19 protein-coding genes are annotated in these 26,049 nt (G+C 68.5%); 10 read left to right on the top strand and 9 right to left on the bottom strand.

Annotated features, from left to right (window positions below):
- Positions 1-31: 31 nt before the first annotated feature.
- Complete coding sequence (locus HWX14_RS28430) at positions 32-340, bottom strand: VF_A0006 family four-cysteine protein (protein WP_175885671.1); 309 nt, start codon at positions 338-340, stop codon at positions 32-34.
- Between the two features lie 221 nt (positions 341-561).
- Here HWX14_RS28430 and imuA point away from each other — a divergent pair, with 221 nt between their 5' ends.
- From imuA to nagE, 8 genes are all read left to right on the top strand, one after another.
- A complete protein-coding gene (imuA, locus tag HWX14_RS28425) occupies positions 562-1,269 on the top strand; it encodes a translesion DNA synthesis-associated protein ImuA (RefSeq protein ID WP_175885670.1) in 708 nt (235 codons plus the stop codon).
- Entirely contained in the window at positions 1,202-2,698 is a 1,497-nt protein-coding gene (locus tag HWX14_RS28420) for a DNA polymerase Y family protein (RefSeq protein ID WP_175885669.1), read from the top strand. Before imuA ends, HWX14_RS28420 begins: the two co-directional genes overlap by 68 nt.
- 6 nt (positions 2,699-2,704) lie before the next feature.
- Positions 2,705-5,923 (top strand): error-prone DNA polymerase, encoded by a 3,219-nt coding sequence (locus HWX14_RS28415; protein WP_175885668.1) that lies wholly within the window; start codon positions 2,705-2,707, stop codon positions 5,921-5,923.
- Between the two features lie 309 nt (positions 5,924-6,232).
- Positions 6,233-6,967 (top strand): GntR family transcriptional regulator, encoded by a 735-nt coding sequence (locus HWX14_RS28410; protein ID WP_089468508.1) that lies wholly within the window; start codon positions 6,233-6,235, stop codon positions 6,965-6,967.
- Between the two features lie 131 nt (positions 6,968-7,098).
- Complete coding sequence (gene nagA, locus HWX14_RS28405; protein ID WP_175885667.1) at positions 7,099-8,202, top strand: N-acetylglucosamine-6-phosphate deacetylase; 1,104 nt, start codon at positions 7,099-7,101, stop codon at positions 8,200-8,202.
- Complete coding sequence (locus tag HWX14_RS28400) at positions 8,195-9,211, top strand: SIS domain-containing protein (RefSeq protein ID WP_175885932.1); 1,017 nt, start codon at positions 8,195-8,197, stop codon at positions 9,209-9,211. Before nagA ends, HWX14_RS28400 begins: the two co-directional genes overlap by 8 nt.
- Positions 9,212-9,226: 15 nt before the next feature.
- Positions 9,227-11,809 carry a phosphoenolpyruvate--protein phosphotransferase gene (ptsP, locus tag HWX14_RS28395; RefSeq protein ID WP_175885666.1) on the top strand — a complete coding sequence of 861 codons (2,583 nt, stop codon included), beginning with the start codon at positions 9,227-9,229 and terminating at the stop codon, positions 11,807-11,809.
- Between the two features lie 86 nt (positions 11,810-11,895).
- Positions 11,896-13,668, top strand: coding sequence for an N-acetylglucosamine-specific PTS transporter subunit IIBC (nagE, locus tag HWX14_RS28390; RefSeq protein ID WP_175885665.1), 1,773 nt, complete (start codon positions 11,896-11,898; stop codon positions 13,666-13,668).
- A gap of 158 nt (positions 13,669-13,826) precedes the next feature.
- Here the strand turns inward: nagE and HWX14_RS28385 are convergent, their stop codons facing one another.
- The 6 genes from HWX14_RS28385 to rpoH all read right to left on the bottom strand — a co-directional run bounded on the left by HWX14_RS28385 (position 13,827) and on the right by rpoH (position 21,432).
- Positions 13,827-16,313, bottom strand: coding sequence for a family 20 glycosylhydrolase (locus HWX14_RS28385; protein ID WP_175885664.1), 2,487 nt, complete (start codon positions 16,311-16,313; stop codon positions 13,827-13,829).
- A gap of 593 nt (positions 16,314-16,906) precedes the next feature.
- Positions 16,907-17,029: a cytochrome bd-I oxidase subunit CydX gene (gene cydX, locus HWX14_RS28380; protein ID WP_060733353.1), complete on the bottom strand. Its 123-nt coding sequence runs from the start codon at positions 17,027-17,029 to the stop codon at positions 16,907-16,909.
- Positions 17,030-17,091: 62 nt separating this feature from the next.
- Entirely contained in the window at positions 17,092-18,228 is a 1,137-nt protein-coding gene (gene cydB, locus HWX14_RS28375) for a cytochrome d ubiquinol oxidase subunit II (protein WP_175885663.1), read from the bottom strand.
- A gap of 31 nt (positions 18,229-18,259) precedes the next feature.
- Positions 18,260-19,840: a cytochrome ubiquinol oxidase subunit I gene (locus tag HWX14_RS28370; RefSeq protein ID WP_175885662.1), complete on the bottom strand. Its 1,581-nt coding sequence runs from the start codon at positions 19,838-19,840 to the stop codon at positions 18,260-18,262.
- Complete coding sequence (gene cydP / locus HWX14_RS28365) at positions 19,830-20,111, bottom strand: cytochrome oxidase putative small subunit CydP (RefSeq protein WP_175885931.1); 282 nt, start codon at positions 20,109-20,111, stop codon at positions 19,830-19,832. Before cydP ends, HWX14_RS28370 begins: the two co-directional genes overlap by 11 nt.
- 385 nt (positions 20,112-20,496) lie before the next feature.
- Entirely contained in the window at positions 20,497-21,432 is a 936-nt protein-coding gene (gene rpoH / locus HWX14_RS28360) for an RNA polymerase sigma factor RpoH (RefSeq protein ID WP_175885661.1), read from the bottom strand.
- Between the two features lie 358 nt (positions 21,433-21,790).
- Here rpoH and pagL point away from each other — a divergent pair, with 358 nt between their 5' ends.
- Both pagL and HWX14_RS28350 read left to right on the top strand, forming a co-directional pair.
- Entirely contained in the window at positions 21,791-22,360 is a 570-nt protein-coding gene (pagL, locus tag HWX14_RS28355; protein ID WP_175885660.1) for a lipid A 3-O-deacylase PagL, read from the top strand.
- Between the two features lie 45 nt (positions 22,361-22,405).
- Positions 22,406-22,789, top strand: a complete 384-nt coding sequence (locus HWX14_RS28350) for a nuclear transport factor 2 family protein (RefSeq protein ID WP_069620269.1) — start codon at positions 22,406-22,408, stop codon at positions 22,787-22,789.
- 144 nt (positions 22,790-22,933) lie between these two features.
- Here HWX14_RS28350 and leuA read toward each other — a convergent pair whose 3' ends face one another.
- The gene (gene leuA, locus HWX14_RS28345; protein ID WP_175885930.1) at positions 22,934-24,580 is read right to left on the bottom strand and encodes a 2-isopropylmalate synthase; all 1,647 of its coding nucleotides are present in this window, start codon (positions 24,578-24,580) and stop codon (positions 22,934-22,936) included.
- 377 nt (positions 24,581-24,957) lie between these two features.
- The gene (gene ybiB / locus HWX14_RS28340) at positions 24,958-25,932 is read right to left on the bottom strand and encodes a DNA-binding protein YbiB (protein WP_175885659.1); all 975 of its coding nucleotides are present in this window, start codon (positions 25,930-25,932) and stop codon (positions 24,958-24,960) included.
- Positions 25,933-26,049 lie beyond the last annotated feature (117 nt).

The following is a 26,049-nucleotide window of genomic DNA, read 5'->3' as shown; positions in this document are numbered from 1 at the left end:
CTTCAGGAGCGGCGGGCCGACCGGCATGCGCTCACATCTCCCCGCGCCGCGAGCAAATCGACATGATCTGCTGGATCGCATAGTTGTCGCGCACGCCGGGCAGCGATTGCACCACGCACTCGTGAAAGCGCCGCTCGCGCGGCAGCAGCATCGCGTTGTTGCGGTACAGCGCGTCGCACGAGCGCTGGATCAACTGGGCCGCCGCGCCGTTGCGGCTATCGCGCAGCGCATTGAGCATGCAGTCATCGTATTGCGCATAGCCGTCGGTCAGCGCGAATGCTGCTCCCGGCACCGCCAGCGCGACGGCCGCAAATGCGATCGTACGAATCGTTCGTTTCAAGTCCCCTCCGATGATGTGGCTCGGGTCGGCGGACAGCATAGCGTAAAGCGGTCGACGCGGCTGACGCGTTGCGCGAGGCGCCATGCGGGCCGGCGCGCCGTGGCATGACGGGCGCGCCGGCTTCCCCCGATTTCCTCCGACGAAAACCGGTTTTGCACCGGTGCTGTGCGACACGCGCGCATTGCCATATACTGTATATCCATACAGTTGTGGGTGGCGTCATGCTCGCATCCTCCATTGCTCCCGAATCCCTTCATCCGTCCCTTTGGCGCGGCTCGCAGCTCGCGCGCGGGGGTCCGCGCACGATCGATACGGGCTTCGCACCGCTGTCGGCCGAGCTGCCGGGCGGCGGCTGGCCGATCGGCGGCCTCGTCGAACTGCTGGCCGCGCAGCCGGGCTGCGGCGAGATGCGGCTGCTCGCGCCCGCGCTCGCCCGTACCGTCAGCGCGCGGCGTCCGCTCGCGCTCGTCGCGCCGCCGCAGTCGCCGCATGCCACCGCGCTCGCCAGTCTCGGCGTGCCGGCCGACGCGCTGCTGTGGCTACGCGCCGGCAGCCGCACCGATGCGCTGTGGGCCGCCGAGCAGGCGCTCAAGACCGGTTGCTGCGGCGCGCTGTTGCTCTGGCAGGACGCGCGGCCCGATGCGCTGCGGCGCCTGCATCTCGCGGCCGCGCGCACCGGCGACACGCTGTTCGTGATGCTGCGTCCGCTGTCGGCCGCGAAACAGCCGTCGCCGGCCGTGCTGCGCGTCGCGCTGTATCCGGTGCCGGGCGGCGTGTCGCTCGACATCGTCAAGCGTCGCGGGCCCGCGCGCAGCGAGCCGCTCGTGCTCGATTTGCCGTCGCCCATCGTGGAGAGCCGCTATGCGCGTCTTGCTCGGCATCCATCTGCCGCGCCTGCCGCTCGACGTGTGCGCCCCGCCGCCGTCTGACGCGGCGGCCGGCGAGGCCAGCGAGGCCGGCTGTGCGGTGCTCGAGCAGGGTGTCGTGCTGATCGCCGATGCGGCCGCGCGCCGACAGGGCGTGCGCGCGGGCATGAAGCGCGGCGGCGTGCTCACGCTCGCGCCGGATACGCAGCTCGTCGAACGCGATCCCGCCCGCGAAGCCGATGCGCTGCGCGCGGTCGCGCTCGCGTTGCTGCGCTTCTCGCCGTGCGTCGCGCTCGACGACGAAGCGACGCTGCTCGTCGACGTCGGCCCGAGCCTGCGCCTGTTCGGCGGGCTGCCGTCGCTGTGCCGCCAGGTGCGCGCGACGCTCGCGGCGCTCGGCTATGCGGCGCGCCTGTCCGCCGCGCCGACCGGGCGCGGCGCGTGGCTGCTCGCGCGCACGTCGGCGCGCGCGAGCATCCGGCGCCGCGTCGCGCGTCAGGCCTCGCTCGTCCGCACGCTCGACCGGCTGCCGTGCGTGCTGCTGCCCGACGCGCGTCCGTATGCGGGCTGGTTCGACGGCCTCGGCTGCCGCACGCTCGCCGATCTGCGCCGCCTGCCGCGCGCGGGGCTGCAGCGGCGCTGCGGTCCCGCGCTGCTGGCCGCGCTCGATCGGGCGTACGGCGAAGCGGTCGAGCCGCTTGCATGGATGGCGGTGCCGCCCGTGTTCGACGTGCGGCTCGAATTGCCGGAGCGCGTCGAATACGCGGAAGCCGTGCTGTTCGCCGCACGGCGGCTCGTCGTGCAGCTGTGCGGCTGGCTGGCCGCGCGGCAGCTGTCGCTGGCCGCGATGACGTTCGATCTCGAGCACGAGCGCGGCCGTCAGGCCGTGCCGCCGACGCCGCTCGAACTCGCGTTCGCCGCACCCGTGCGCGACGAGGTGCATTTCATGCGGCTGCTCGGCGAGCGGCTCGCGCGCGTCGAGTTGCCGGCCGCGGTGATCGCGGTGCGGCTGAAGGCCACGCGCGTCGAATCGGTCGCACCGCCGGCCGACGATCTTTTTCCGGAGCCGGGCGGCACGCGCGAGACGCGTGAACGGCTGTTCGAACTGCTGGTCGCGCGGCTGGGCGCGGAGAACGTGTTGCGCGCGGCGCCCGTCGCCGATCATCGGCCCGAGGCCGCGAACCGCTGGCTGCCGCTCGATGCGCAAGCGGGCAAGCCGGCCGGCGGCCCGCCGGCCGTGCCGCCGCGTCCCGCGTGGCTGCTGGCCGAACCGCTGCCGTTGCTGATGCGCGGCGAGCGGCCGGTATTTCATACGCCGCTCAGGATGATGTCGTCGGCCGAGCGGATCGAAGCCGGGTGGTTCGATGGCCAGCTCGCCGCACGCGATTACCACGTCGCGCAGGACGAAGCCGGTGCGTGCTATTGGGTGTTCAAGGAGCGGGCGGGGAGCGAGGCCGAACCGCACTGGTTCCTGCACGGCCTGTTCGGGTGAACGAAGATGGTTGCGGAATTCAGTTTGCTGCCCGATTACGCGGAGTTGTTCTGCCGCTCGAACTTTTCGTTCCTGCATGGCGCGTCGCATGCGGACGAACTGGTCGCGCGTGCGGTGGAACTCGGCTATCGCGGGATCGCGATCACCGACGAATGCTCGCTCGCCGGCGCGCCGCGCATGCATGTCGCCGCGAAGGCGAACGGGCTGCCGCTCGTCATCGGTTCCTATTTCGACGTCACGCCGGATGACGTCGCGCCCGGCCACGATCCGGGCCCCGGCGCGTTCGGGCTGGTGTTGCTCGCGCAGAACCGCGAGGGCTACGGCAACCTGTCCGAGCTGATTTCGTGGCGGCGGATGGAGGCGCCGAAGGGGACGTACAAGCTGACGTCGCGGATGCTGTCGGCGCCGCCGGCGAAGTTTGCACACTTGCGCGGGATGCCTGATTGCTTCGCGATTCTCGTGCCCGCGTATCCGGTGCGGGCGGACGTGCTCGATGCGCAGGTCGCGTGGTTTCGCGCGACGTTCGGCGAGCGTGCGCGGCTCGGGCTCGTGCAGTTGCAGCGTGCGCTGGATGGTGCGCAGCGCGACGAGATTCGCGAGGCCGGCAAACGGCGCGGCGTGCGCATCGTCGCGCTCGGCGACGTGACGATGCATAAGCGCTCATGCAAACCGCTGCAGGACGTGATGACGGCGATTCGCGTCGGGATGCCGGTGGCCGAATGCGGGTATGCGCTCGCGCCGAATGCGGAGCAGCATCTGCGTGCGCGCGGGCGGATCGCGAAGTTGTTTTCACCGGGCGAGATCGCTGAAACTTGCGCGATGCTCGACGCGTGCGACGTCGATCTCGGCAAGCTGCGCTACGAGTATCCCGACGAGATCGTGCCGAAGGGGCTCACGCCGACGCGCTATCTGGAACAGGAAACCTTCGCCGGCGCGGCCAATCGTTATCCGGACGGCATCCCGGAAAAGGTCGACAAGCAGATCCGGTACGAACTCGACCTGATCGCTCGGCTGGAATACGAACCGTTCTTCCTGACCGTCTACGACATCGTCAAATACGCGCGCAGCCAGAACATCCTGTGCCAGGGCCGCGGCTCGGCCGCGAACTCGGTGGTCTGCTACTGCCTCGGCATCACCGAAGTGAATCCCGAGCAAAGCACGATGCTGTTCGAGCGCTTCATCAGCGAGGAACGCGGCGAGCCGCCGGATATCGACGTCGACTTCGAGCATCAGCGCCGGGAAGAAGTGATCCAGCACATCTACGAAAAATACGGCAAGGATCGCGCCGCGCTCGCGGCTGCCGTTTCGACGTATCGCCCGCGCGGTGTGCTGCGCGAAACCGGCAAGGCGCTCGGCGTCGATCCGATGCTGGTCGATCGCGTCGCGAAGGGGCATCGCTGGTTCGACGGCAGCCGCGATCTGCTGCAGCAATTCGCGTCGACGGGGCTCGATCCGGCGACGCCGATCATTCAGGCATGGGCCGAACTGGCGGGGCGCTTGCTCAACTTCCCGCGTCACCTGTCGCAGCATTCGGGCGGCTTCGTGATCAGCCGCGGCAAGCTCACGCGGCTCGTGCCGGTCGAGAACGCGGCGATGGACGGGCGGCGCGTGATCCAGTGGGACAAGGACGATCTCGAAGCGCTCGGGCTGATGAAGGTCGACGTGCTCGCGCTCGGCATGCTGTCGGCGCTGCATCGCGCGTTCGACCTGCGCACCGCGTGGCGCGGGCCGCCGGAGCCGAGCGGCGAACCGTTCACGCTGAAACACATTCCGCAGGACGACAAAGCAACCTACGACATGATCTGCCGTGCCGATACCGTCGGCGTGTTCCAGATCGAATCGCGTGCGCAGATGTCGATGCTGCCGCGGTTGAGGCCGCGCCACTATTACGATCTCGTCGTCCAGGTGTCGATCGTGCGGCCCGGCCCGATTCAGGGCGGCGCGGTGCATCCGTATTTGCAGCGGCGCAGGATCGTGGCCGGCGAAGAGGAGGGTGAGGTCACGTATCCGAGCGACGCGCTCAAGGAAGTGCTCATTCGCACGCTGGGTGTGCCGATCTTCCAGGAGCAGGTCATGCAGATCGCGATCGTCGCCGCGGGCTTTACACCTGGCGAAGCGGACGACTTGCGCCGCGCGATGGCCGCGTGGAAGCGCAAGGGCAATCTCGAGAAGTATCAGGACAAGATCATCAGCGGGATGCTCGAGCGCAACTACACGCGCGAATTCGCCGAGCAGATCTTCGAGCAGATCAAGGGCTTCGGCGAATACGGTTTCCCCGAAAGCCACGCGGCCAGTTTCGCGAAGCTGGCGTACGCGAGCAGCTGGCTCAAATGCCACGAACCCGCGATTTTTCTCGCCGCGCTGCTGAACAGCCAGCCGATGGGGTTCTATCCGCCGTCGCAACTCGTGCAGGACGCGAAGCGTCACCGCGTGAAGGTGCTGCCGATCGACGTCACGCAAAGCGGTTGGGAAGCGTCGCTCGAAGCGCTGCCGGGCCAGCCGCCGCCGCACGGCCAGCCCGCGGTGCGGCTCGGCCTGTCGCTCGTGCGCGGCCTGGGCGAAGCCGCCGCGCGGCGCATCGAGGCGGCACGCGCGAGCGGCCCGTTCGACAACGTCGACATGCTCGCCCGCCGCGCGCAGCTCGAACGTCGCGATCTCGAAGCGCTCGCCGCCGCGAACGCGCTCGCGACGCTCGCCGGCCATCGCCGCGATGCGTTGTGGCAGGCCGTCGCCGCGGCGCCGGAGCGCGATCTTCTTGCTGCCGCGCCGATCGACGAAACGGAGCAGCCCGCGCTCGGCGCGCCGTCGGAAGCCGATGACATCCTCGCCGACTATCACACCACCGGCCTCACGCTGAACCGCCACCCGGTTGCGCTGCTGCGGCCGGCCCTGCGTAAGCAGCGGCTGTCGTCCGCGGCCGAACTGCGCGATCGCCCCGACGGCCGGCTCGCACGCGCCTGCGGGCTCGTGATCGCACGGCAAATGCCGGGCACTGCGAAGGGCGTGATGTTCATGACGCTCGAAGACGAAACGGGCTGCGTGAACGTGATCGTCCGGCCCGAGCTGCTCGCGCGGCAGCGTCGCGAAACGCTCGACTCGCGACTGCTCGCGGCGTCGGGCGTATGGCAGGTCGTCAGCGACGTGCGGCACCTCGTCGCGCAGCATTTCGAGGATCTGACGCCGCTGCTCGGCGGCCTGCGCACGTCGAGTCGGGAATTCCACTGACGCCGCATCGCGCCGGCCCGCTCGCCGGTGCATACCAATTGGCTTAACTGGTTCTATTCCGGTCTCATATTCGCGCCCGAAATCCGGCCGAACCGTGCCCCCGACCCGTCCCTTTGCATACCACTTCGGGTAAATCCCTATCCCGCACTGCATTGTAAACAAAGGCTTTGTCGGCACTAAAACGCTTGCCGCGCAAGGCTTTCGGCGATTTCCGCGGCGCTAATACCAGTTCGTTGACTGGTATTATTGTGGTTATATAATGCGTTCACTTTCGACGGTCCGAGATCGTCGTCCGACACGCGGAGGCACATGGAAACCGGCTGGTCCGAACTGGCGCCCGATCCCCTCGACGACACGCCGCTCTATCTGCAGCTCGCCCGCAATCTGGCGAGCGCGATCCACGCCGGCGCGTGGCGGGCCGGCGAGGCGCTGCCGTCGGAGCGGCTGCTGTCGGTGTCGGTCGGCGTGTCGCGGATCACCGCGCGTCGCGCGCTCGCGCTGCTGGTCGAGCAGGGCCTGATCAAGCGGGCGCGCGGCGCGGGCAGCTTCATCACGCCGCGCGTCGCCGATCCGCTGTCGCGTCTCGTCGGCTTCACCGCGAAGATGCAGCAGCGCGGCTTCGTGCCCGATTCGGTGTGGCTGTCGCGCACGCTGCGCGCCGCGAGCCGCGACGAGCTCACGCATCTCGGCCTCGCGCCCGGTGCGACGGTTGCGCGGCTCGAACGGCTGCGCCGCGCGGACGGCATCGTGATGGCGGTCGAGCATTCGACGCTGCCGGCCGCGGTGGTGCCCGATCCGCAGGCGCTCGGCGCGTCGCTGTACGAATACCTGGAGGCGCGCGGCATGACCGTCGTGCGCGCGCTGCAGCACTTTCGCGCGGCGAACGCGACGCACGCGATCGCGAAATGGATGGCGGTGAAGCCGGGCTCGGCTCTGCTGGTGATCACGCGCATCGGCTACGGCGCCGACCAGCGCGCGATCGAAGTGACGGAAACGTATTGCCGCGACGACTACTACGACTTCGTCGCCGAACTGAAACGCTGACGCGCGAGACTGGCCCCACACCTCGCACACGCCGCGCAATCGCGATGGAACGCAATCGCGCGCAATGAATCGCAACGGATTGGCCAATCACGACGCGGATGCCCGCGTCACCCGATCATCAAGAGAACGTCATGCTGACTGGCAACATCCTCACCCCCGACGGCTGGATTCTCGGCTCGCTCGATAGCGAGAACGGCCGCATCACCACGCTCGACGGCACGCCTGTCGATCCCGCGACGAACGACGCGCCGTACATCCTGCCCGGCTTCATCGACCTGCACGTGCATGGCGGCGGCGGCGCCGACGTGATGGAAGGCGGCGACGCGATCGAGACGATCGTCCGCACGCACGCGCAATTCGGCACGACGAGCCTGCTCGCGACGACGATGACCGCGCCGCGCGACGAGCTGATGGAGGTCGTCGCGAACCTCGGCACCGTCGCCCGCACCCGCACGCCGGGCGGCGCGCGCGTGCTCGGCGTGCATCTCGAAGGGCCGTACATCAACCCCGGCAAGCTCGGTGCACAGCCCGACGCGGCCGTGTCGGCCGTGCTCGACGAGGTGCTGAAGTACCTGTCGATCGCGCCGATCCGCGTCGTCACGCTCGCGCCGGAAATCGCGGGCCACATCGAGATCATCGGCGAGATGGCCGCGCGCGGCGTGCGCGTGCAGCTCGGCCACTCGCTCGCGACCTACGACGACGCGGTCGCCGCACTGAAGCACGGCGCGTGCGGTTTCACGCACCTGTTCAACGCGATGTCGCCGCTGCATCACCGCAACCCGGGCCTCGTCGGCGCGGCGCTCGCGCACGCCGAATACGCGGAAATCATTCCCGACCTGCTGCACGTCCACCCCGGCGCGATTCGTGCGGCGCTGCGCGCGATCCCGCGCCTGTACGTCGTGACCGACAGCACGTCCGCGACCGGCATGCCCGACGGCGAATACCGGCTCGGCAGCCAGCACGTGACGAAGTGCCTCGGCGGCGTGCGGCTCGCCGACGGCACGCTCGCCGGCAGCACGCTGACGATGGACCAGGCGCTGCGCAACCTGGTCTCGCTCGGCCTGCCGATCGCCGACGTGTCGAACCGGATGTCGCGCTACGCGGCCGACTACCTCGGCGTCGCCGATCGCGGCCGCCTCGAGCGCGGCGCATGGGCCGACCTCGCGGTGTTCGATCGCGACCTGAACCTCACCGCGACCTACGTCGAAGGAGAATCGATTGTCGAATATGCTTAAGGAAGCGCGCGAGTCCGCCCAGGTCGTCGCCGCGCAACTCGCCGACACCACGCGCGTCGAAGCGCTCGCCGGCCAATTGCTCGATCACCCGCCGGCCGTCGCGCTGACGGTCGCGCGCGGCAGCTCGGATCACGCCGCCAGCTATTTCGCGAGCCTGACGATGAGCCGCCTCGGCGTGCCCGTCGCGTCGCTGCCGATGTCGGTCGCGACGCTGCAGCAGGCGCCGCTGAAAGTGCAGGACCAGCTCGCGCTCGCGTTCTCCCAGTCGGGCAAGAGCCCCGATCTCGTCAACACGATGGCCGCGCTGCGCGAAGCCGGCGCGCGCACCGTCGCGGCCGTCAACGTGCTGCCGTCGCCGCTCGCCGACGCGTGCGAACACCAGTTGCCGCTGCTCGCCGGCCCCGAACTGTCGGTCGCCGCGACGAAGAGTTATATCGCGATGCTGTCGGCCTCCGCGCAGATCGTCGCGTACTGGCAGCGCGACGCCGCGCTGATCACCGCATTGCGCGGCCTGCCCGACGTGCTCGCGCAGGCCGGCCGGCTCGACTGGTCGCAGGCCGTCGCGGCGCTCGCGGGCGTCGAACGGATGATCGTGATCGGCCGCGGCCTCGGCCTCGCGATCGCGCAGGAGGCCGCGCTGAAGCTGAAGGAAACGTCCGGCATCCAGGCCGAGGCATTCTCGAGCGCCGAAGTCCGCCACGGCCCGATGGAGCTGATCGACCGCGACTATCCGCTGCTCGTGTTCGCGCCGCCGGGGCCCGAGCAGGCCGGCCTGCTGCAGCTGGCCGCGGACATGCGCGCACGCGGCGCCGCCGTGCTGCTCGCGGCGCCGGCCGGCACGCCCGGCGTGTCGGGCACCGTGCTGCCGCTCGCGCAGTCCGCCCATTCGGCGCTCGACCCGATCGCCGCCATTCTTTCGTTCTACGTGATGGCGGCGGATCTCGCCGTCGCGCGCGGCCGCAATCCCGACACGCCGCGCCACCTGAACAAAGTCACCGAAACGCACTGATAGCCGAGAAAGCCGATGAGACGCGCCGAGGAATCCCAGTTGAAGAGCCCCAACCACGATCAGATCGTCCTGCTTAGCCCGTTGACGGGGCCGATCGTCGCACTGGCCGACGTGCCCGATCCGGTGTTCTCCGGCGGGATGTTCGGCGACGGCATCGGCATCGACCCGCTCGCGGGCAAGCTCGTCGCGCCGTGCGCGGGCGTCGTGTCGCATCTCGCGCGCACCGGCCACGCGGTGACGATCACGACGCCGCAAGGCGCGGAAGTGCTGCTGCACATCGGCATCGACACCGTCGAGCTGAACGGGCAGGGCTTCATCGCGCACGTCGAAGCCGGCGCGCGCGTCGAAGCGGGCGCGCTGTTGATCGAGTTCGACCAGGACGCGGTGGCGCGCAACGCGCATTCGCTCGTGTCCGTGATCGCGATCGCGAATTCCGACGCGTTCGAGGTGGTCGATCGCGCGAGCGGTTTCGCGACGGCCGGCGAGACGCCGTTGCTCACGCTGCGCGGCAAGGGCGAAGCCGCCGCGCAGGCGGCGCAGGCCGGCGCGGCCGCGCACAACGAAGTGCGCCGCGAGATCGTGCTCGCGCAGCCGGGCGGCCTGCATGCGCGGCCGGCCGCACGGGCGCGGGAAGCCGCGCGCGGGCTCGACGCGAGCGTCGACGTGCTGTTCGACGGCCGCAAGGCGTCGATCGCCAGCGTCGTCGGCCTGCTCGGCCTCGGCGCCGGCGAAGGCGCGACGGTCGAACTGGTCGGCCGCGGCGCGCATGCACAACAGGCCGTCGATGCGGTCGCGCACGAGCTGCTGCGCGAGGCGCACGGCGAAGTGGAGGAAAAGCCTGCGCGGCTGAAGTCGCCCGCGCCGCAGACGGTCGCACGCCACGCCGGCGCACCGATCGACCCCAATACGCTCGCCGGCGTATGCGCGGCGCCCGGCATCGCGGTCGGCACGCTGGTGCGTCTCGACGATGCGGACATCGTGCCGCCCGAGCAGGCGTCCGGCACACCCGCGTCCGAAAGCCGCCGGCTCGACCAGGCGCTGAAGGCGGTCGACGCCGAACTCGACGAAACGGTGCGCAACGCATCGGCGCGCGGCGCGGTCGGCGAGGCGGGCATCTTCGCGGTGCATCGCGTGCTGCTCGAAGACCCGACGCTGACCGACGCGGCACGCGACCTGATCAGCCTCGGCAAGAGCGCGGGCTTCGCGTGGCGCGCGACGATCCGCACGCAGATCGACACGCTGTCGAAACTCGACGACGCGCTGCTCGCCGAACGCGCGGCCGACCTGCGCGACATCGAGAAGCGCGTGCTGCGCGCGCTCGGCCACACGAGCGCCGCGGCGCGTGCGCTGCCCGACGAGGCCGTGCTCGCGGCCGAGGAGTTCACGCCGTCCGACCTGTCGTCGCTCGATCGCGAACGCGTGACCGCGCTCGTGATGGCGCGCGGCGGCGCGACGTCGCACGCGGCGATCATCGCGCGCCAGCTCGGCATCCCGGCGCTGGTGGCGGTGGGCGACGCGCTGTACGCGATTCCCGACGGCACGCAGGTCGTCGTCGATGCGAGCGCGGGCCGGCTCGAACACGCACCGACCGCGCTCGACGTCGAACGTGCGCGGCACGAGCGCCAGCGCCTGGACGGCGTGCGCGAGGCGAACCGGCAACAGGCCGGCGAGGCGGCCGCGACGGTCGACGGCCGGGCGATCGAGGTCGCCGCGAACATCGCGACGCTCGACGACGCGAACACCGCGGTCGACAACGGCGCGGACGCGGTCGGCCTGCTGCGCACCGAACTGATGTTCATCCATCGCCAGGCCGCGCCGACCGCGGTCGAGCACCAGCAGAGCTACCAGTCGATCGTCGACGCGCTGCAGGGCCGCACGGCGATCATCCGCACGCTCGACGTCGGCGCGGACAAGGAAGTCGACTACCTGACGCTGCCGCCCGAACCGAACCCGGCGCTCGGCCTGCGGGGCATCCGTCTCGCGCAGGTGCGCCCCGATCTGCTCGACGATCAGTTGCAGGGCCTGCTCGCGGTGAAGCCGTTCGGCGCGGTGCGCATCCTGCTGCCGATGGTGACCGACGCGGGCGAACTCGTGCGGTTGAAGAAGCGCATCGACGAATTCGCGCGTGCGCAGGGCCGCACCGAGCCGATCGAGGTCGGCGTGATGATCGAGGTGCCGTCGGCCGCGCTGCTGGCCGACCAGCTCGCGCAGCACGCGGATTTCCTGTCGATCGGCACCAACGACCTCACGCAATACACGCTCGCGATGGACCGCTGCCAGGCCGATCTCGCCGCGCAGTCCGACGGCCTGCATCCGGCCGTGCTGCGCCTGATCGACATCGCGGTGCGCGGCGCGGAAAAGCACGGCAAGTGGGTCGGCGTGTGCGGCGCACTCGGCGGCGATCCGCTCGCGGTGCCGGTCCTGGTCGGCCTCGGCGTGACCGAACTGTCGGTCGACCCGGTGTCGGTGCCGGGCATCAAGGCGCGCGTGCGCCGTCTCGATTACCAGTTGTGCCGTCAGCGCGCGCAGGATCTGCTCGCGCTCGATTCGGCACAGGCGGTAAGGGCAGCAAGCCGCGAGGTCTGGCCGCTCGACTGAACGTCGACGGCAGGTTCGCGGCCCGTTTCACGACGAAGGTATTCGCTCAACGACGATTAACGACGAGACAAGGATTGGAGGACTGAATGAACGGGAATCCGTTTCTGAAAATACAGGGCCTGGGCCGGGCGCTGATGCTGCCGATCGCGGTATTGCCGGTCGCCGGCATCCTGCTGCGGCTCGGCCAGCCGGACGTGTTCAACATCAAGATGATCGCCGACGCCGGCGGCGCGATCTTCGACAACCTGCCGCTGCTGTTCGCGATCGGCGTGGCGGTCGGCTTCGCGAAGGACAACAACGGCGTGGCGGCGCTCGCGGGCGCGATCGGTTACCTGATCGAAACCGCGATCATGAAGGACATCGATCCCAAGCTGAACATGGGCGTGCTGTCGGGGATCATCGCGGGTGTCGTCGCGGGGCTGCTGTACAACCGCTACAAGGACATCAAGCTGCCGGACTACCTCGCGTTCTTCGGCGGCAAGCGGTTCGTGCCGATCATCACGGGGCTGGTGTGCGTGGTGCTCGGGATCGTATTCGGGTACGTGTGGCAGCCGGTCCAGCACGCGATCGATGCGGCCGGCCAGTGGCTGACGACGGCGGGCGCGATCGGTGCGTTCGTGTTCGGCTTCCTGAACCGCCTGCTGCTCGTCACCGGCCTGCACCACATCATCAACTCGCTCGCATGGTTCGTGTTCGGCAACTTCACGCCGCCCGCCGGCGGCGAGATCGTGCACGGCGACCTGCACCGCTTCTTCGCGGGCGACCCGACCGCGGGCACCTTCATGGCCGGCTTCTTCCCGATCATGATGTTCGGCCTGCCGGCCGCGTGTCTCGCGATGCTGCACGAAGCGCCGAAGGAGCGCCGCGCGATGGTCGGCGGCCTGCTGTTCTCGATGGCGCTGACGTCGTTCCTGACCGGCGTGACCGAGCCGATCGAATTCAGCTTCATGTTCCTCGCGCCGGTGCTGTACGTGATCCACGCGGTGCTGACGGGGCTGTCGCTCGCGATCTGCCAGATCCTCGGCGTGAAGCTCGGCTTCACGTTCTCGGCCGGCGCGATCGACTACGTGCTGAACTACGGGCTGTCGACGAAGGGCTGGATCGCGATTCCGCTCGGCATCGCGTACGGCGTCGCGTACTACGGGCTGTTCCGCTTCTTCATCCGCAAGTTCAACATGGCCACGCCGGGCCGTGAGCCGGCCTCGGCCGATGCGGCCACGGAGTCATACGCATCGGGCGGCTTCGTCGCGCCGGCGGCAGGCGCCGCCGCGGTTGCCGCCGCACCGCGCGCGCAACGCTACATCGCCGCGCTCGGCGGGGCGGCCAACCTGTCGGTCGTCGACGCGTGCACGACGCGCCTGCGCCTGACCGTCGTCGATCCGGAGAAGGTATCGGAGCCGGAACTGAAGTCGATCGGCGCACGCGGCGTGCTCAAGCGCGGCGGCAACAGCGTGCAGGTGATCATCGGGCCGGAGGCCGACATCATCGCCGACGAAATGCGTGCCGCGATCGGCAGCGGCGCGACCGGTGCGGCCGCAACGGCGCCGGCCGCCGCCGCCGCGCAGCCCGTCACCGGCGCGGCCGCCGGCCCGCTCGATCCGGAGCCGACCCGCTGGCTCGCGGTGTTCGGCGGCGCGACCAACGTCGTGTCGCTCGATGCGGTGGCCACCACGCGCCTGCGCGTGGTCGTGCGCGATCCGTCGGCGGTCGATCGCGAGCGTCTCGGCACGCTCGACGTCGCATGGGTGTCGCTCGACACGTTCCACATCGTCTGCGGCAACGCGGCGGCACGCTATGCCGAACAGCTCGGCGCGCGCCTGCCGCCGTCGGGCGGCGGGGCGGCTGCCCAACCGGCGTGATGCGGTGAAGCCGGCCTGATCGATCCGCGCGGCGGATTCGGGCCGGCGGTCAAAGGAACAACGGCTTGCGACGTATGCGTCGCAAGCCGTTTTCTTTTGAGGCGGACGATGCGCGACGCGTTTGCCCGCGTCGCGCATGACCGGATGCCTTCAGCCGTTCACGGATTCGTCAGCGTGAAGGTCGGCTTCCGGTAGCCGACGCCCGCGCGGTCGAGCTTCGGCAATTCGCGTTGCGTGAGCAGCGTCGCGAAGCCGGCCCAGTCGCGCTGCAGCGCGGCGATGTCGACGTGGTGCGTGTCGCCGCGCTTGAAGCGCACGCCGGCCGCATACGGCAGCTCCCAGTCGGCCCGGTGCCACGCGCGCTCGGCGAGCGCGAGCAGCCGCGGATAGGTCATGTATTCGAGGAACGTGTCGTTGCGCATCACCTCGCCCCACGCCTGGCCCTGCATGCCTTCGATGCGCGGCGCGGCACCCGTGCCCGTCACCTCGAACGCGTTGCCGTCGCGGTCGCCCATCACTTCGGCGTTCTGCGGCAGGTTCTCCGGCGCGAACGAAAACACCTTGTACTCGTCGGTCGCGTGCGAGCCCCAGTAGTAGCCGCGCTCGCGCGGGTTGAGCGTGTACGGGAAGTCGAAGTACAGGTAGTCAGGCAGCGCGAGCACCGTCAGGTAGCCCTTGCCGCTCAGGTCGCGCGCGCTGTCCGACGCGCCCCAGAAGATCGTGTCCCACAGCGACACCATCACGCGGCGCGTGCTGAAATCCTGCGGCCCGTTCGCGTGCTTGATGCCGTCCTGCCACGCGGCCATCGTGCCGATCCCGTTCGCGTTGACGGCCGCGCTCACCTGTTTCGCGAAACGCGTCGGCAGCTCGTCGATCGACTTGATCTCGCCGCGCTGGAGCAGCGCCGTGCACGCGGGCGAACGCGCCCACGGCTTGTCCTGCGCGGCCAGGTCGATGCGCCCCTTGTTCGGGTCGGTGCCGTTCAGCGGCTGGAAGCCGCCGCCGAGGAAGATGTTCTTCGCCTCGTCGCCGCCGTAGTGCCAGGTCTGCAGCGGCGCCTGCGCGTCCGCGTGCATCGCCGCGATCTCGCGGATCACCTTCGACGCGAAGTTCAGCGCGCCCGGCACGCACGGGTTCAGGTCGCTGCGCCGGTCGTAGAACTGCACCGTCGTCAGGTTCGTCGTGTCCTGCGGGTCGAGCAGCCGGTACGCGTTCGCTTCCTGCTCGCGGCCGGCCGCATGCAGCCGCCGGTAGCGCGCCTCCATCGTCACGACGGCCGCGCGGGCATGCGCGGGCATGTCGATCTCGGGGATGATCTGCACGAAGCGCTCGGCCGCGTAGCGCACCAGCGCCACGTAGTCGTCGCGCGTCAGGTAGCCGCCACCCGAGCGGTTGTCGGGGCCGGAGCCGAGCTGCGGCAGCAGGCAGCGCGTCTCGCTCGGGTCGTGACAGCGGCGCGAGCCGATCTCGGTCAGCTCGGGCAGGCCGGGAATCTCGATGCGCCAGCCTTCGTCGTCGGACAGATGCAGGTGCAGGCGGTTGAGCTTGTACGCGCTCATCTGGTCGATCAGGCGGCGCAGCGTCGCCGGATGCTTGAAGTTGCGCGCGAGATCGACGTGCATGCCGCGATGCGTGAAGCGCGGCGCATCCTCGACGAGCATCGCCGGAATCGGGCCGCCGCCGGCCGGCGCGAGCGAGTAGAGCGTCTGCACGCCGTAATAGAGGCCCGCGCGGTCGTAGCCTTCGATCAGCACGCCGCGCGGCCCGATCGCGAGCCGGTAGCCGCCTGGAGTCGCGAGGTCGGACGGCAGCCGGCGCGGCGCGACGAAGCCGCGCACCGGTACGCGTGCGCCATCGAGCCCGAGGGTCGTCGCACGCTCGCGCAGCGCCGCGACCTGCGCGTCCGGCAGGTCCGGCAGCACGAGTTCGACGCCGCGCAGCTCGAGCGTGCCGGGCAGCGGCTGTTCGCGTTTCACGCTCGGCAGCGCGCGGGCCGGATCGGGCCGCGCGGCCAGCGGCGGCGCGTTGCCGGTCGAGTTGTTCTGCGCGTCGGCCGGCAGCGATTCGACGTAGCGCAGCTCGTCGTCGGTGTCGTTGTAGCGCAGCACGGCCGGCGGCGCGCCGTCGACGACGACATACGGGCGCGGAATCACGTCGCTGTAGCGCAGCAGCCAGTATTCGGCGACGAACGGCAGCTCGATGCGCTCGCCGGGCGCGAGCCGCACCGAGCCCGGCTGCGGCGTCAGTTCGTACAGGTCGCCGGTGAGCCGCCGCAGCGCGAAGCCGGGACGATCGATCCGCAGCAGGCGGCGGATGCTGTGCAGGTAGAGCTTCCAGCCGCCGTCGGCGATCGTCTGGTGGCCGCGGTTCTGCAGGATCAGGCGGCCGGTCGCGCAGGCCGCGCCGTCGGCGCCGAGATCGGCGCACGGCACGCCGGCCGCGGCCGCGTGGTTGTTGTCGACGGCGACGCGCAACGCGAGGCCGTTCGACAGCTGCGTCGCGAGGCTGGCTGCTTGTGCGGCGGCCGCTTGCGCGCTGCCGGCGGTCGCGCCAGCGGTGGTCGACGCCGGCAGCGCCGAGATTGCAGCCGGCGACAGCACCGCGAGCAGCAGGCCGGCAATGAGGGATGGCAAGGTGCGCTTCAATTCGAACTCCTGAGAAAAAGAGGGCGTGGCGGCGCCGTGACGCGACGTCGCTGCGATCGGGTCTTTCAGTGGAGCTGCGGGAGATACCCGCACGCGGGGCGATGCGGCTGCACCGCGCGCATTCGGCACGCGCGAGCGTGCGTTACGGAACGGGCGGCGGGCATGCGTGCCGATCGGATCGGCGCGGCGGCGTGCGCGGATTCATCGGCGCCATGCGGGAATCGCCGCGGCGGCGAGGCGGCCGCAGCTGACGGCATTCGCCCGGCCGCACACGATCGGGACGACGGCGCGCGCCGCGGCACACGCACGTCGACATGGCGCGCAGGCGCACGCCACATACGGAATTCGCATGTCTCCCCCACCCAGAAGGAATCGGCCTGTCAGCGGCCGTGTCCAACGATCTTATGAAACCTTTTATTGGTATTCAAGTGGTATCAATCTGGCGCTAAATTGGCATCGGCGCACGACGCCTGCCAGCGCGGCCAGGACGAAAAAAAACCTCGCGCGAAGCGAGACTCCTTCCTTCCCTTCCAGACGGCGGCGGCACGCGATCGATCGGCCGCGCGCGTGTCGCGCGTCGATGCGTCAGTGCGTCAGTCGCGCCGCGCACGCACCGACGCTTCCTGCGTCTTCTGCCGCGCTTCGAGCCACATCGCGTTGACGATGCCGAACGACAGCGCGACGCCGATACCGAGAATCCAGCTGAAATACCACATGATCCGACTCCTTGCGAAACGATGGGCGAGGGCGCGTGCGCGCCCCGGCCCGGTTCAATGCGTCAATACATCGAGTGCTTGTTCTCTTCGAGCGCCTGGTGCGTGACCTTGCCGCGCATCACGCGATACACCCAGCCCGTGTAGAGCAGGACGATCGGCAGGAACACGATCACCGCGAACAGCATCACCTGCAGCGTCATGTGGCTAGACGTCGAATCCCACACGGTCAGGCTGCTGCGCGGGTCGAGCGACGACGGCATGATGAACGGGAACATCGAGAAGCCCGCGGTCAGGATCACGCCGACGATCATCAGGCCCGTGCAGAAGAACGCCGTCTTTTCCTGCTTCGAGCCGGCGAGCAGCAGCGCGAGCACGCCGCCCGCGATCCCGACCACAGGCGCCGCGATCATCCACGGATAGTCGCCGTAGTTCGCGAGCCACAGGCCCGAACCGGCGGCGACGTCCTTGAGCAGCGGGTTCGCGACGGTGTCGGTCGGCGCGGCGTGCGTGATGTGGAAGCCGCCGATATACGAAGCGACGAGCACGCCGGCCAGCACGAACAGCACGACCGCGAGGAACGACGCCACACGCAGCGCGATCGCCGCACGGTGCGCGATCACGCCGTCGGTCTTCATCTTGATGAACGCGGCGCCGTGCGCGACGAGCATCGTGAGGCTGACGAGCCCGCACAGCAGCGCGAACGGGTTCAAGAGCGCCCAGAAGCCGCCGTAGTAGGTCACGCGCAGGTCGCTGTCGAACTTGAACGGCACGCCCTGCAGCAGGTTGCCGAACGCGACGCCGAACACCAGTGCCGGCACGAAGCCGCCGACGAACAGGCCCCAGTCCCAGCCGGCCCGCCAGCGCGGGTCCGGCCGCTTGCTGCGGTAGTCGAAGCCCACCGGCCGGAAGAACAGCGCGAACAGCACGAGCAGCATCGCGAAGTAGAAGCCGGAGAACGACGCCGCGTAGACGAGCGGCCAGGCCGCGAACATCGCGCCGCCGGCCGTGATCAGCCACACCTGGTTGCCTTCCCACGTCGCGCCGACGGTGTTGACGATGATGCGGCGCTCCTCGTCGGTCTTGCCGAGGAACGGCAGCAGCGCGGTGGCGCCCATGTCGAAGCCGTCGGTGACGGCGAAGCCGATCAGCAGCACGCCGACGAGCACCCACCAGATCAGCTTGAGAGTTGCATAGTCCATAGCGATTCCTTGTTCGGTTGCGAGGGCGTGCTCAAACCGCGGCCCGCTCGCCGGCGGCGGCGAGTTCGTGGTGATAGCGGCCGGTATGCAGCGACGACGGGCCGAGGCGCGCGTACTTGAACATCAGCTTGATCTCGATGACGAACAGCGCGGTGTAGAACAGGATGAAGCCGGCGAGGCTCAGGTACAGGTCGCTCGGCTGCAGGCTCGACGCGGACAGGTGCGTCGGCAGCACGCCGGCGATCGTCCACGGCTGGCGGCCGAGCTCGGCGACGATCCAGCCGAATTCGATCGCGATCCACGGCAGCGGGATCGCCCACACCGCGTAGCGCAGGAACCAGCGGCGGTTGTCCTGCAGCAGTTCGCGGCGCGCGCAGAACCAGAACGCGGCGATGAACGTCGCGACGAACAGGAAGCCGAGGAACACCATGATCCGGAACGAGAAGAACACCGGCGCGACGGGCGGGATCGTCTTCTTCGCGGCGGCCTTGATTTGCTCGGGCGTCGCGTCGGTCACGTTCGGCGTGAACTGCTTGAGCATCAGCCCGTAGCCGAGATACTGCTTGTGCTGGTCGAACAGCGCGCGGGTCGCGTCGCTCGTGTCGCCCTGCTTGAGCTTCTGCAGCGCGCCGTACGCGATCATCCCGCTCTGGATGTGTTCCTCGCTGTGCTTCGCGAGATCGCGCAGGCCGATCACCGGTTCGTCGATCGAGCGCGTCGCGATCAGGCCGAGCGCGTACGGGATCTTGATCGCGTAGTCGGTGCGCTGGGCCTCCTGGTTCGGGATGCCGATCAGCGTGAACGACGCGGGCGCCGGCTGGGTTTCCCATTCGGATTCGATCGCGGCGAGCTTCATCTTCTGCACTTCGCCGGTCGTATAGCCCGATTCGTCGCCGAGCACGATCACGCACAGCGTGGCCGCGAGGCCGAAGCCGGCCGCGACCGCGAACGAGCGCAGCGCGAAATCGACGTCGCGCTTCTTCAGCAGGTACCACGACGACACGCCGAGCACGAACATCGCCGCCGACACGTAGCCGGCCGACACCGTGTGCACGAACTTCACCTGCGCGACCGGGTTGAACAGCACGTCGAACAGGCTCGTCATTTCCATGCGCATCGTCTGGTAGTTGAACTCGGCGCCGACCGGGTTGTTCATCCAGCCGTTCGCGACCAGGATCCACAGCGCGGACAGGTTCGAGCCCAGCGCGACGAGGAACGTGACGATCAGGTGCTTGACCTTCGACAGCCGGTTCCAGCCGAAGAAGAACAGCCCGACGAACGTCGATTCGAGGAAGAACGCCATCAGGCCTTCGACCGCGAGCGGCACGCCGAAGATGTCGCCGACATAGTGCGAGTAGTACGACCAGTTCGTGCCGAACTGGAATTCGAGCGTGATGCCGGTCGTCACGCCCATCGCGAAATTGATCCCGAACAGCTTGCCCCAGAACTGGGTCATGTCCTTGTAGACCTGTTTGCCGGTCATCACGTAGACGGCTTCCATGATGACGAGCAGCCAGGACAGGCCGAGCGTCAACGGCACGAACAGGAAGTGGTAGAGCGCCGTGATGCCGAACTGCAGACGTGACAGATCGACGACTTCGCTACTTATCATGGTGGTCTCCCTCGGTGGGTGCAGGCGCCGGCACCGAGAGCAGCTTCTCGGCCACGGCGGCAGGCGGCAACGACATGTGCTCCGCCTGCGGATGATTGAAGAATGCGTATTTGAGCGACATCAGGAGGATCAGCTTGACGATCAGCATCAGGGTGATGTCGCGGGCGAGGGTCGGTCCGCGTGCCCATGCGGCGATGCGCGCACGCCAGCCGATCGTGCCGGCCGGCCGCGAAGGCGGCGCAGGCTTTTTATTGATCGAGATCAAGGCGATTATCCTGAATCGATTGAAGTCGGATTGGGGGCGACGTTACGTCGGATTTATCACGGCCGTGAAGCTGTTTTAATCCTTTTGCGCCTGACATGCCAATTTTAAAAGGACGGCTTTCCGATGCCGAGTGCTGCGCTGCGGCAGACCGTCGCGAAACACGGGGTAGAAATTGAGGTAGATCAAGGTTGTGCGGAAGGGCGCCGCAAATGGCCTGATACCCGGTGAATCGGGTCAATTAATCGGCGAAGAAACGGACGGTGAAACGCGCTGAAAAAGCGGGTGAAAAGCAGTAGAAAAACGGCGGGAAAGCGGCGGGAAAGCGGACGAAAAAAAAACCGCTGCCGGTCAGGCAGCGGTTTGGGGTGAAGCGCGCTGAAGCGCCGCGGATTTACGCGTATTCGGCGAGGGCGGTGCGCATCTTTTTCATCGCGCTCGCTTCGATCTGGCGGATGCGTTCCGCCGACACGCCGAACTCGGCGGCGAGATCGTGCAGCGTCGAGCCGCCCGAGCCGTCGTCGTCGACGTGCAGCCAGCGCGCCTCGATGATGCGGCGGCTGCGCGCGTCGAGCGCGTCGAGCGCCTGCGCGATGCCGTCCGTCTGCAGCATGTCGCGCTGACGTGCGGCCAGCACGGCGGTCGGCTCGTTGTGCGAGTCGGCCAGGTAGGCGATCGGCGCGTACGATTCCTCGCCGTCTTCCACTTGGCCCTCGAGCGCGATGTCGCCGCCCGACAGGCGCGTTTCCATCTCGGTGACTTCCTCGCGCTTGACGTTGAGCTCCTGCGCGAGGCCGTCGATTTCCTCCGGCGTCATCGCCTGCATGCTCTTCTTGTGGCTGCGCAGGTTGAAGAACAGCTTGCGCTGCGCCTTCGTCGTCGCGACCTTCACCATGCGCCAGTTGCGCAGGATGTACTCGTGGATCTCGGCCTTGATCCAGTGAATCGCATACGACACCAGGCGCACGTTTTGCGACGGGTCGAAACGCTTCACCGCTTTCATCAGGCCGATGTTGCCTTCCTGGATCAGGTCGCCGTGCGGCAGGCCGTAGCCGAGATAGTTGCGCGCGATCGACACGACGAGGCGCAGGTGCGACAGCACGAGCCGGCGCGCCGCGTCGAGGTTGTTGTCTTCACGGAATTCGGTTGCGTACCGGCGTTCCTCTTCGGCGGTCAGCAGCGGAATGCGATTGACGGCCTGGATGTACGCGTCGATGTTGCCGAGCTGGCCGGGCAACATCGATTGGGCTGCGAGCGCCAGCGAGCCTGCCGATTCGGCCTTGGCCGGCGTCGGGCTCAGGGTGTTCGGGAGGGTCAGGGCGTTGCTCACTAAAAACTCCTTTGGAATCAGGGACAAACCCCGGTCTCGGATGAGATTCCGTGGGTCATCTTAGCACTCCCGTAATACGAGTGCTAATTCCTTAGAGCGGGCGGGGGCTTCCGAGTTCCCGATTTTCTATCGAACCGGTGGAGTCGATAGTCTAATCTGCGACAAGAACCGCGCCGCGAAGTTCCGTAAGCCATTGTTTCTGATGGGAATCGGTAGACGATTTCGATTTTTGTCGTTTTGGAAGCAAGCCATTTCGCTTCGTGATGCCGATTCGAAAAGTCCTTTACCATACCATTCAGTTCGCTCGGGCCCGGCCGTTGCCGCAGGCTCCATTCAACCCACAAAGTTGGAGTGTCAGATGAACAATAAGAAGAATCGCCGGCCTCGCAGCCGGCTGGTGCTGCATGCGATGCTGGCGGCGTCTCTTCTGGGCGGATCGGGTGCGGCTTTCGCGGATCGATGGGGGATCCAGGCGGGCGGCGGGTTTTCGGATCGCCGCGGGATCGACAAGGCCGATATCGGCGTGGTGTGGGATCCGGGCTGGAACTGGTGGGAAATCGGCGGCTGGCACTTCGCGTTCGTCGTCGAAGGGCACGCCGGCTACTGGCACACGGGCGGCAACGTCCACGGCAACATCGGCGAGTTCGGCGTCACGCCGATGTTCCGTTTCATCAAGAGCAGCGGGCAGATTCGCCCGTTCATCGAGGCGGGCGGCGGCGTCCGGCTGCTGACGCATCCGACGATCTCGGACAATTTCTCGCTGTCGACCGCGTTCCAGTTCGCGCCGACGGGCGGCGTGGGCGTGCAGTTCGGTCAACGGCAACAGTATCAGGTCGGCTACCGTTTCGAACATGTGTCTAACGCGGGTATCAAAGAGCCGAATCCTGGTATAAATTTCCACCAGTTCTACCTGCAGTACAACTTCTGATCCGTACGCCCGGGCAACGCGGGCGCGTTGCCGAGGAGTCAGGCGATGGCGAAGGTGGTCGATGCGATCCGCGCGCTCGAGCGCGACCGGTTCCGGGCGATGGTGGACGGCGACGGCGAGGCGCTCGATGCGCTGTTGTCGGACAAGGTGTTTTTCGTCCATACCAACGGCAAACGCGAAACCAAGCAGCAGTTCATCGACGCCATCGTCGCCGGCCGCCGCCGCTATCGCCAGATCGAAATCCAGTCGCAGGACGTGCTGCCGGTCGGCGACGCCACCTGCGTCGTCACCGGGCGCGCGTTGATCGAGATGGAAACGAACAACGGCGGCCTCGTCTTCCCGATCGCCTATACGTCCGTCCACACGCACGACCAGGGTCGCTGGTGCCTGTTCGCGTGGCAGGCGACGCGGTGCGCGACCGAGACTTGAGCGCGGGTAGCACTCCTTTTCATGCCTCGACCGAAGCGGCCTTCCGAGCCGCTTTTTTGCTGCCTCGTGCGGCGCGGATCGCGCGGCGCACGGGCGGTCACGCACCGCTCCCTGACGTTTCAACCCTGCATCGAAGCCCGGCGGTCAGGCCGCCGCGCGGTGGTCCGCGCAGTGCCATGCCGAGCGGTTGATCGCGCTGACGACCGCATCGAGCGCGGCGCTCGCCGCATCGGCATGCACGCCGACCCCGTGCCGCAGCGGCGCGTCGCCGATCCGGCAACCGACCGATACCGCGATCCGGCCGTCCGCCGTGCGCGTGTGTTCGCACGATGCGACGTCGATCGCGGCGCCGGCGGCCGCTGCAAATGCCGCGGCGAAATGTCGCACGACGTCGTCGAGCGTCGCGTCGGCGGCGGGCGCCGTCGCGATGTCGCGGTTTTGCCAGCGTGCGCCGCTGCCGTGGCGCGCGGCCGGCCCGTCGGTCTCGAAGAATTCGCGCGCGAACAGCGTGCAGATCGCGTCGCCCGTCACTTCCTCGCCCGATGCGTCGGCGAGCGTCTGCACCGCATGGCTGAATTCGATCTGGACGCGGCGCGTCGGCGTGAAGCCCATTCCGCGTTCGAGCAGGAACGTCGCGCCGCCCTTGCCGGACTGGCTGTTCACGCGGATCACCGCGTCATAGCTGCGGCCGAGGTCGGCCGGGTCGATCGGCAGGTACGGCACCTCCCAGATCGCGTCCGGGCGCTGCTGCGCGAAGCCCTTGCGGATCGCATCCTGGTGCGAGCCCGAGAACGCGGTGAACACGAGGTCGCCCGCGTACGGGTGGCGCGGATGCACGGGAATCTGGTTGCAGCGCTCGACGACGCGGCGCACCGCGTCGATGTCGGAGAAATCGAGGCCCGGGTCGATCCCTTGCGTGTAGAGGTTCAACGCGAGCGTGACGAGATCGACGTTGCCGGTGCGCTCGCCGTTGCCGAACAGGCAGCCTTCGATGCGGTCGGCGCCGGCGAGCAGCGCGAGTTCGGCCGCCGCGACCGCGGTGCCGCGATCGTTGTGCGGATGCACGGACAGCACGATGCTGTCGCGATACGCGAGGTTGCGGTCCATCCATTCGATCTGGTCGGCGAACACGTTCGGGGTCGCGGCCTCGACGGTGGCCGGCAGGTTGACGATCATCTTGTGGTCGCGGGTCGGGCGCCACGTCTGCGCGACCGCGTCGCAGATCTCGCGCGCGAACGTCAGCTCGGTCATGCTGAAGGTTTCCGGCGAGTACTGGAAGGTCCAGCGCGTGTCGGGGCGCGCGGCGGCGTGTGCCTTGATGATGCGCGTGCCGTCGATCGCGAGCGCCTTCACGTCGTCCTTCGACATCCCGAACACGATGCGGCGAAACGACGGGCAGACCGCGTTGTACAGGTGCACGATCGCGCGCGGCACGCCGTCGAGCGCGTCGAACGTGCGCGCAATCAGGTCTTCGCGCGACTGCACGAGCACCTCGATCGTCACGTCGTCGGGAATCCGCTTGTCGTCGATCAGCTTGCGGACGAAATCGAAGTCGGTTTGCGACGCCGACGGAAAACCGACTTCGATCTCCTTGAACCCGATCGCGACCAGCATCTCGAAGAACTCGAGCTTCTGCTCGATGCTCATCGGCTCGATCAGCGACTGGTTGCCGTCGCGCAGGTCGGTGCTCATCCACACGGGCGCGCGCTCGATGGTGCGGGCCGGCCAGCGGCGGCCGTTGAGGCGGACGGGCTCGAACGGACGGTACTTGTCTTGCGGATTGCGCATCATCTTCTGGACCTCGGGTCTCAAGTCGCGAGCGAAGACGGGCGGCATGGGCGCCGGTCGGCGCTGCCTCGCACCCGGCGCGCGATGGCGCAGCGGATGCGGATGATCTTCGCGAATCGGCCGACGGATGGACGGACGAATGCTGACGACTTCGGGTTGTAAAAACTGCGAGAGGGGTACGGCGAGGAACTGCTGGGAGGACCGTGCGGACAGCACACGGCGCTACGACAGCCTTAGGCTAGTCGTAGCGATAGCGGCCGCGCTAGGCGGCCGGAGGTAATTCGGAGGGGGTTCGGAAAGGAACGCATGACGGCCACTCTATGCCAGGATGCGCTCGCGTGTCAAATGTCGGGATAAAGGGGCAGGTCGACGCCGCGCCGTCAGCGTGCGACGCGGACGATCTGCACGATCGTCGCGACCTGTCGCGCGACCGTGTCGGGCACCGGCACCTCGCCGCGCAGCACGGCGTCCGTCCACGCGGCCGTGGTCGCCGCATCGCGCGACTCGGGCAGCGCGACGGGCGGCGCGTCGGTCGACGAACGCTCGGCGTCGATCAGCGTGTCGCACACGCCGTCGTGCAGCCAGTCGACCTGCACCTGGCGCCGCGTGTCGGCCACCGCTTCGCCTTCGGTGCCGCGCGCGAGCAGCGCGCCGCCGAGCGCGGCGTCCGGATGATCGCGGAACAGCGCCGCGAGGCTGTCGCGGTACGGCGGATGCGTGTAGTTGACGAGCCGCAGCCCGGCCGGCGCGAACGGCTGCAGGATCTTCACGAGCGTATGCGTGGAATTGCGCACGCCGAGCACGCCGCGCATCGACAGCAGGCGCGCGATGCGCGGCGCCAGCACGTCGATCGGCGCGAACGCGACGCGGCGTTCGGCGAGCGTGTCCTCGATCGCATCGTGCGACGTCGACGGCGCGAGCGACAGCGCCGAGAAGATCTCGGCGCTCGTCACGCGGCCCGGATCGCGCTCCACCCCGTGCACCAGCACCGGCACGCCTTCGCGCGCGAGCAGCAGCGCGAGCAGCGGCACGAGGTTCGGCTGCTTGCGCGCGCCGTTGTAGCTCGGGATCGACACCGGGCGGAACGCGGTGTCCTGCACGTGCACGGGTTCGAACGACGCCTGCGCGGCGGCGAGCATCGCGGCCAGTTCGTCGGCGGATTCGCCCTTCAGCCGATAGGCGATCAGGATCGCGCCGAGTTCGACGTCCGACACGCGCGCATCGAGCATCGCGCGATAAAGCGCGAACGTGTCCTCGGCGGACAGGGCGCGTGCGCCGTTCGGGCCGCGGCCGATTTCCTTGATGAAGCGGGCGCAAGGGAACGGAGCGGCGGCGGGATCGTGGGAAGCGGTCATCGGAACGTGGGGCGGGCGGCCGGCATCGGGCCGCGCGGTGAGCGGTAAGGAATGCCCCGAGTATCGCACGGGCGCGGCCGCGCATCGTGCCGCGCTACACTCTGGTTCCCGGCGGTG

Origin of the sequence: Burkholderia sp. BCC0044 (genome assembly GCF_902832955.1) — a bacterium.
Taxonomy (GTDB): domain Bacteria; phylum Pseudomonadota; class Gammaproteobacteria; order Burkholderiales; family Burkholderiaceae; genus Burkholderia.
This window is presented reverse-complemented; position numbering and strand designations above follow the sequence as displayed.

What these genes read in the sequence shown, in the direction of transcription:
- nagA (WP_175885667.1), top strand. Translation starts at nt 7,099, where the DNA reads ATGCTGACTGGCAACATCCTCACCCCCGACGGCTGGATTCTCGGCTCG.
- HWX14_RS28410 (WP_089468508.1), top strand. Translation starts at nt 6,233, where the DNA reads ATGGAAACCGGCTGGTCCGAACTGGCGCCCGATCCCCTCGACGACACG.
- HWX14_RS28350 (WP_069620269.1), top strand. Translation starts at nt 22,406, where the DNA reads ATGGCGAAGGTGGTCGATGCGATCCGCGCGCTCGAGCGCGACCGGTTC.
- leuA (WP_175885930.1), bottom strand. Translation starts at nt 24,580, where the DNA reads ATGATGCGCAATCCGCAAGACAAGTACCGTCCGTTCGAGCCCGTCCGC.
- HWX14_RS28370 (WP_175885662.1), bottom strand. Translation starts at nt 19,840, where the DNA reads ATGATAAGTAGCGAAGTCGTCGATCTGTCACGTCTGCAGTTCGGCATC.
- cydB (WP_175885663.1), bottom strand. Translation starts at nt 18,228, where the DNA reads ATGGACTATGCAACTCTCAAGCTGATCTGGTGGGTGCTCGTCGGCGTG.
- ptsP (WP_175885666.1), top strand. Translation starts at nt 9,227, where the DNA reads ATGAGACGCGCCGAGGAATCCCAGTTGAAGAGCCCCAACCACGATCAG.
- pagL (WP_175885660.1), top strand. Translation starts at nt 21,791, where the DNA reads ATGAACAATAAGAAGAATCGCCGGCCTCGCAGCCGGCTGGTGCTGCAT.
- ybiB (WP_175885659.1), bottom strand. Translation starts at nt 25,932, where the DNA reads ATGACCGCTTCCCACGATCCCGCCGCCGCTCCGTTCCCTTGCGCCCGC.
- HWX14_RS28400 (WP_175885932.1), top strand. Translation starts at nt 8,195, where the DNA reads ATGCTTAAGGAAGCGCGCGAGTCCGCCCAGGTCGTCGCCGCGCAACTC.
- nagE (WP_175885665.1), top strand. Translation starts at nt 11,896, where the DNA reads ATGAACGGGAATCCGTTTCTGAAAATACAGGGCCTGGGCCGGGCGCTG.
- HWX14_RS28420 (WP_175885669.1), top strand. Translation starts at nt 1,202, where the DNA reads ATGCGCGTCTTGCTCGGCATCCATCTGCCGCGCCTGCCGCTCGACGTG.
- imuA (WP_175885670.1), top strand. Translation starts at nt 562, where the DNA reads ATGCTCGCATCCTCCATTGCTCCCGAATCCCTTCATCCGTCCCTTTGG.
- cydX (WP_060733353.1), bottom strand. Translation starts at nt 17,029, where the DNA reads ATGTGGTATTTCAGCTGGATTCTCGGTATCGGCGTCGCGCTGTCGTTC.
- HWX14_RS28415 (WP_175885668.1), top strand. Translation starts at nt 2,705, where the DNA reads ATGGTTGCGGAATTCAGTTTGCTGCCCGATTACGCGGAGTTGTTCTGC.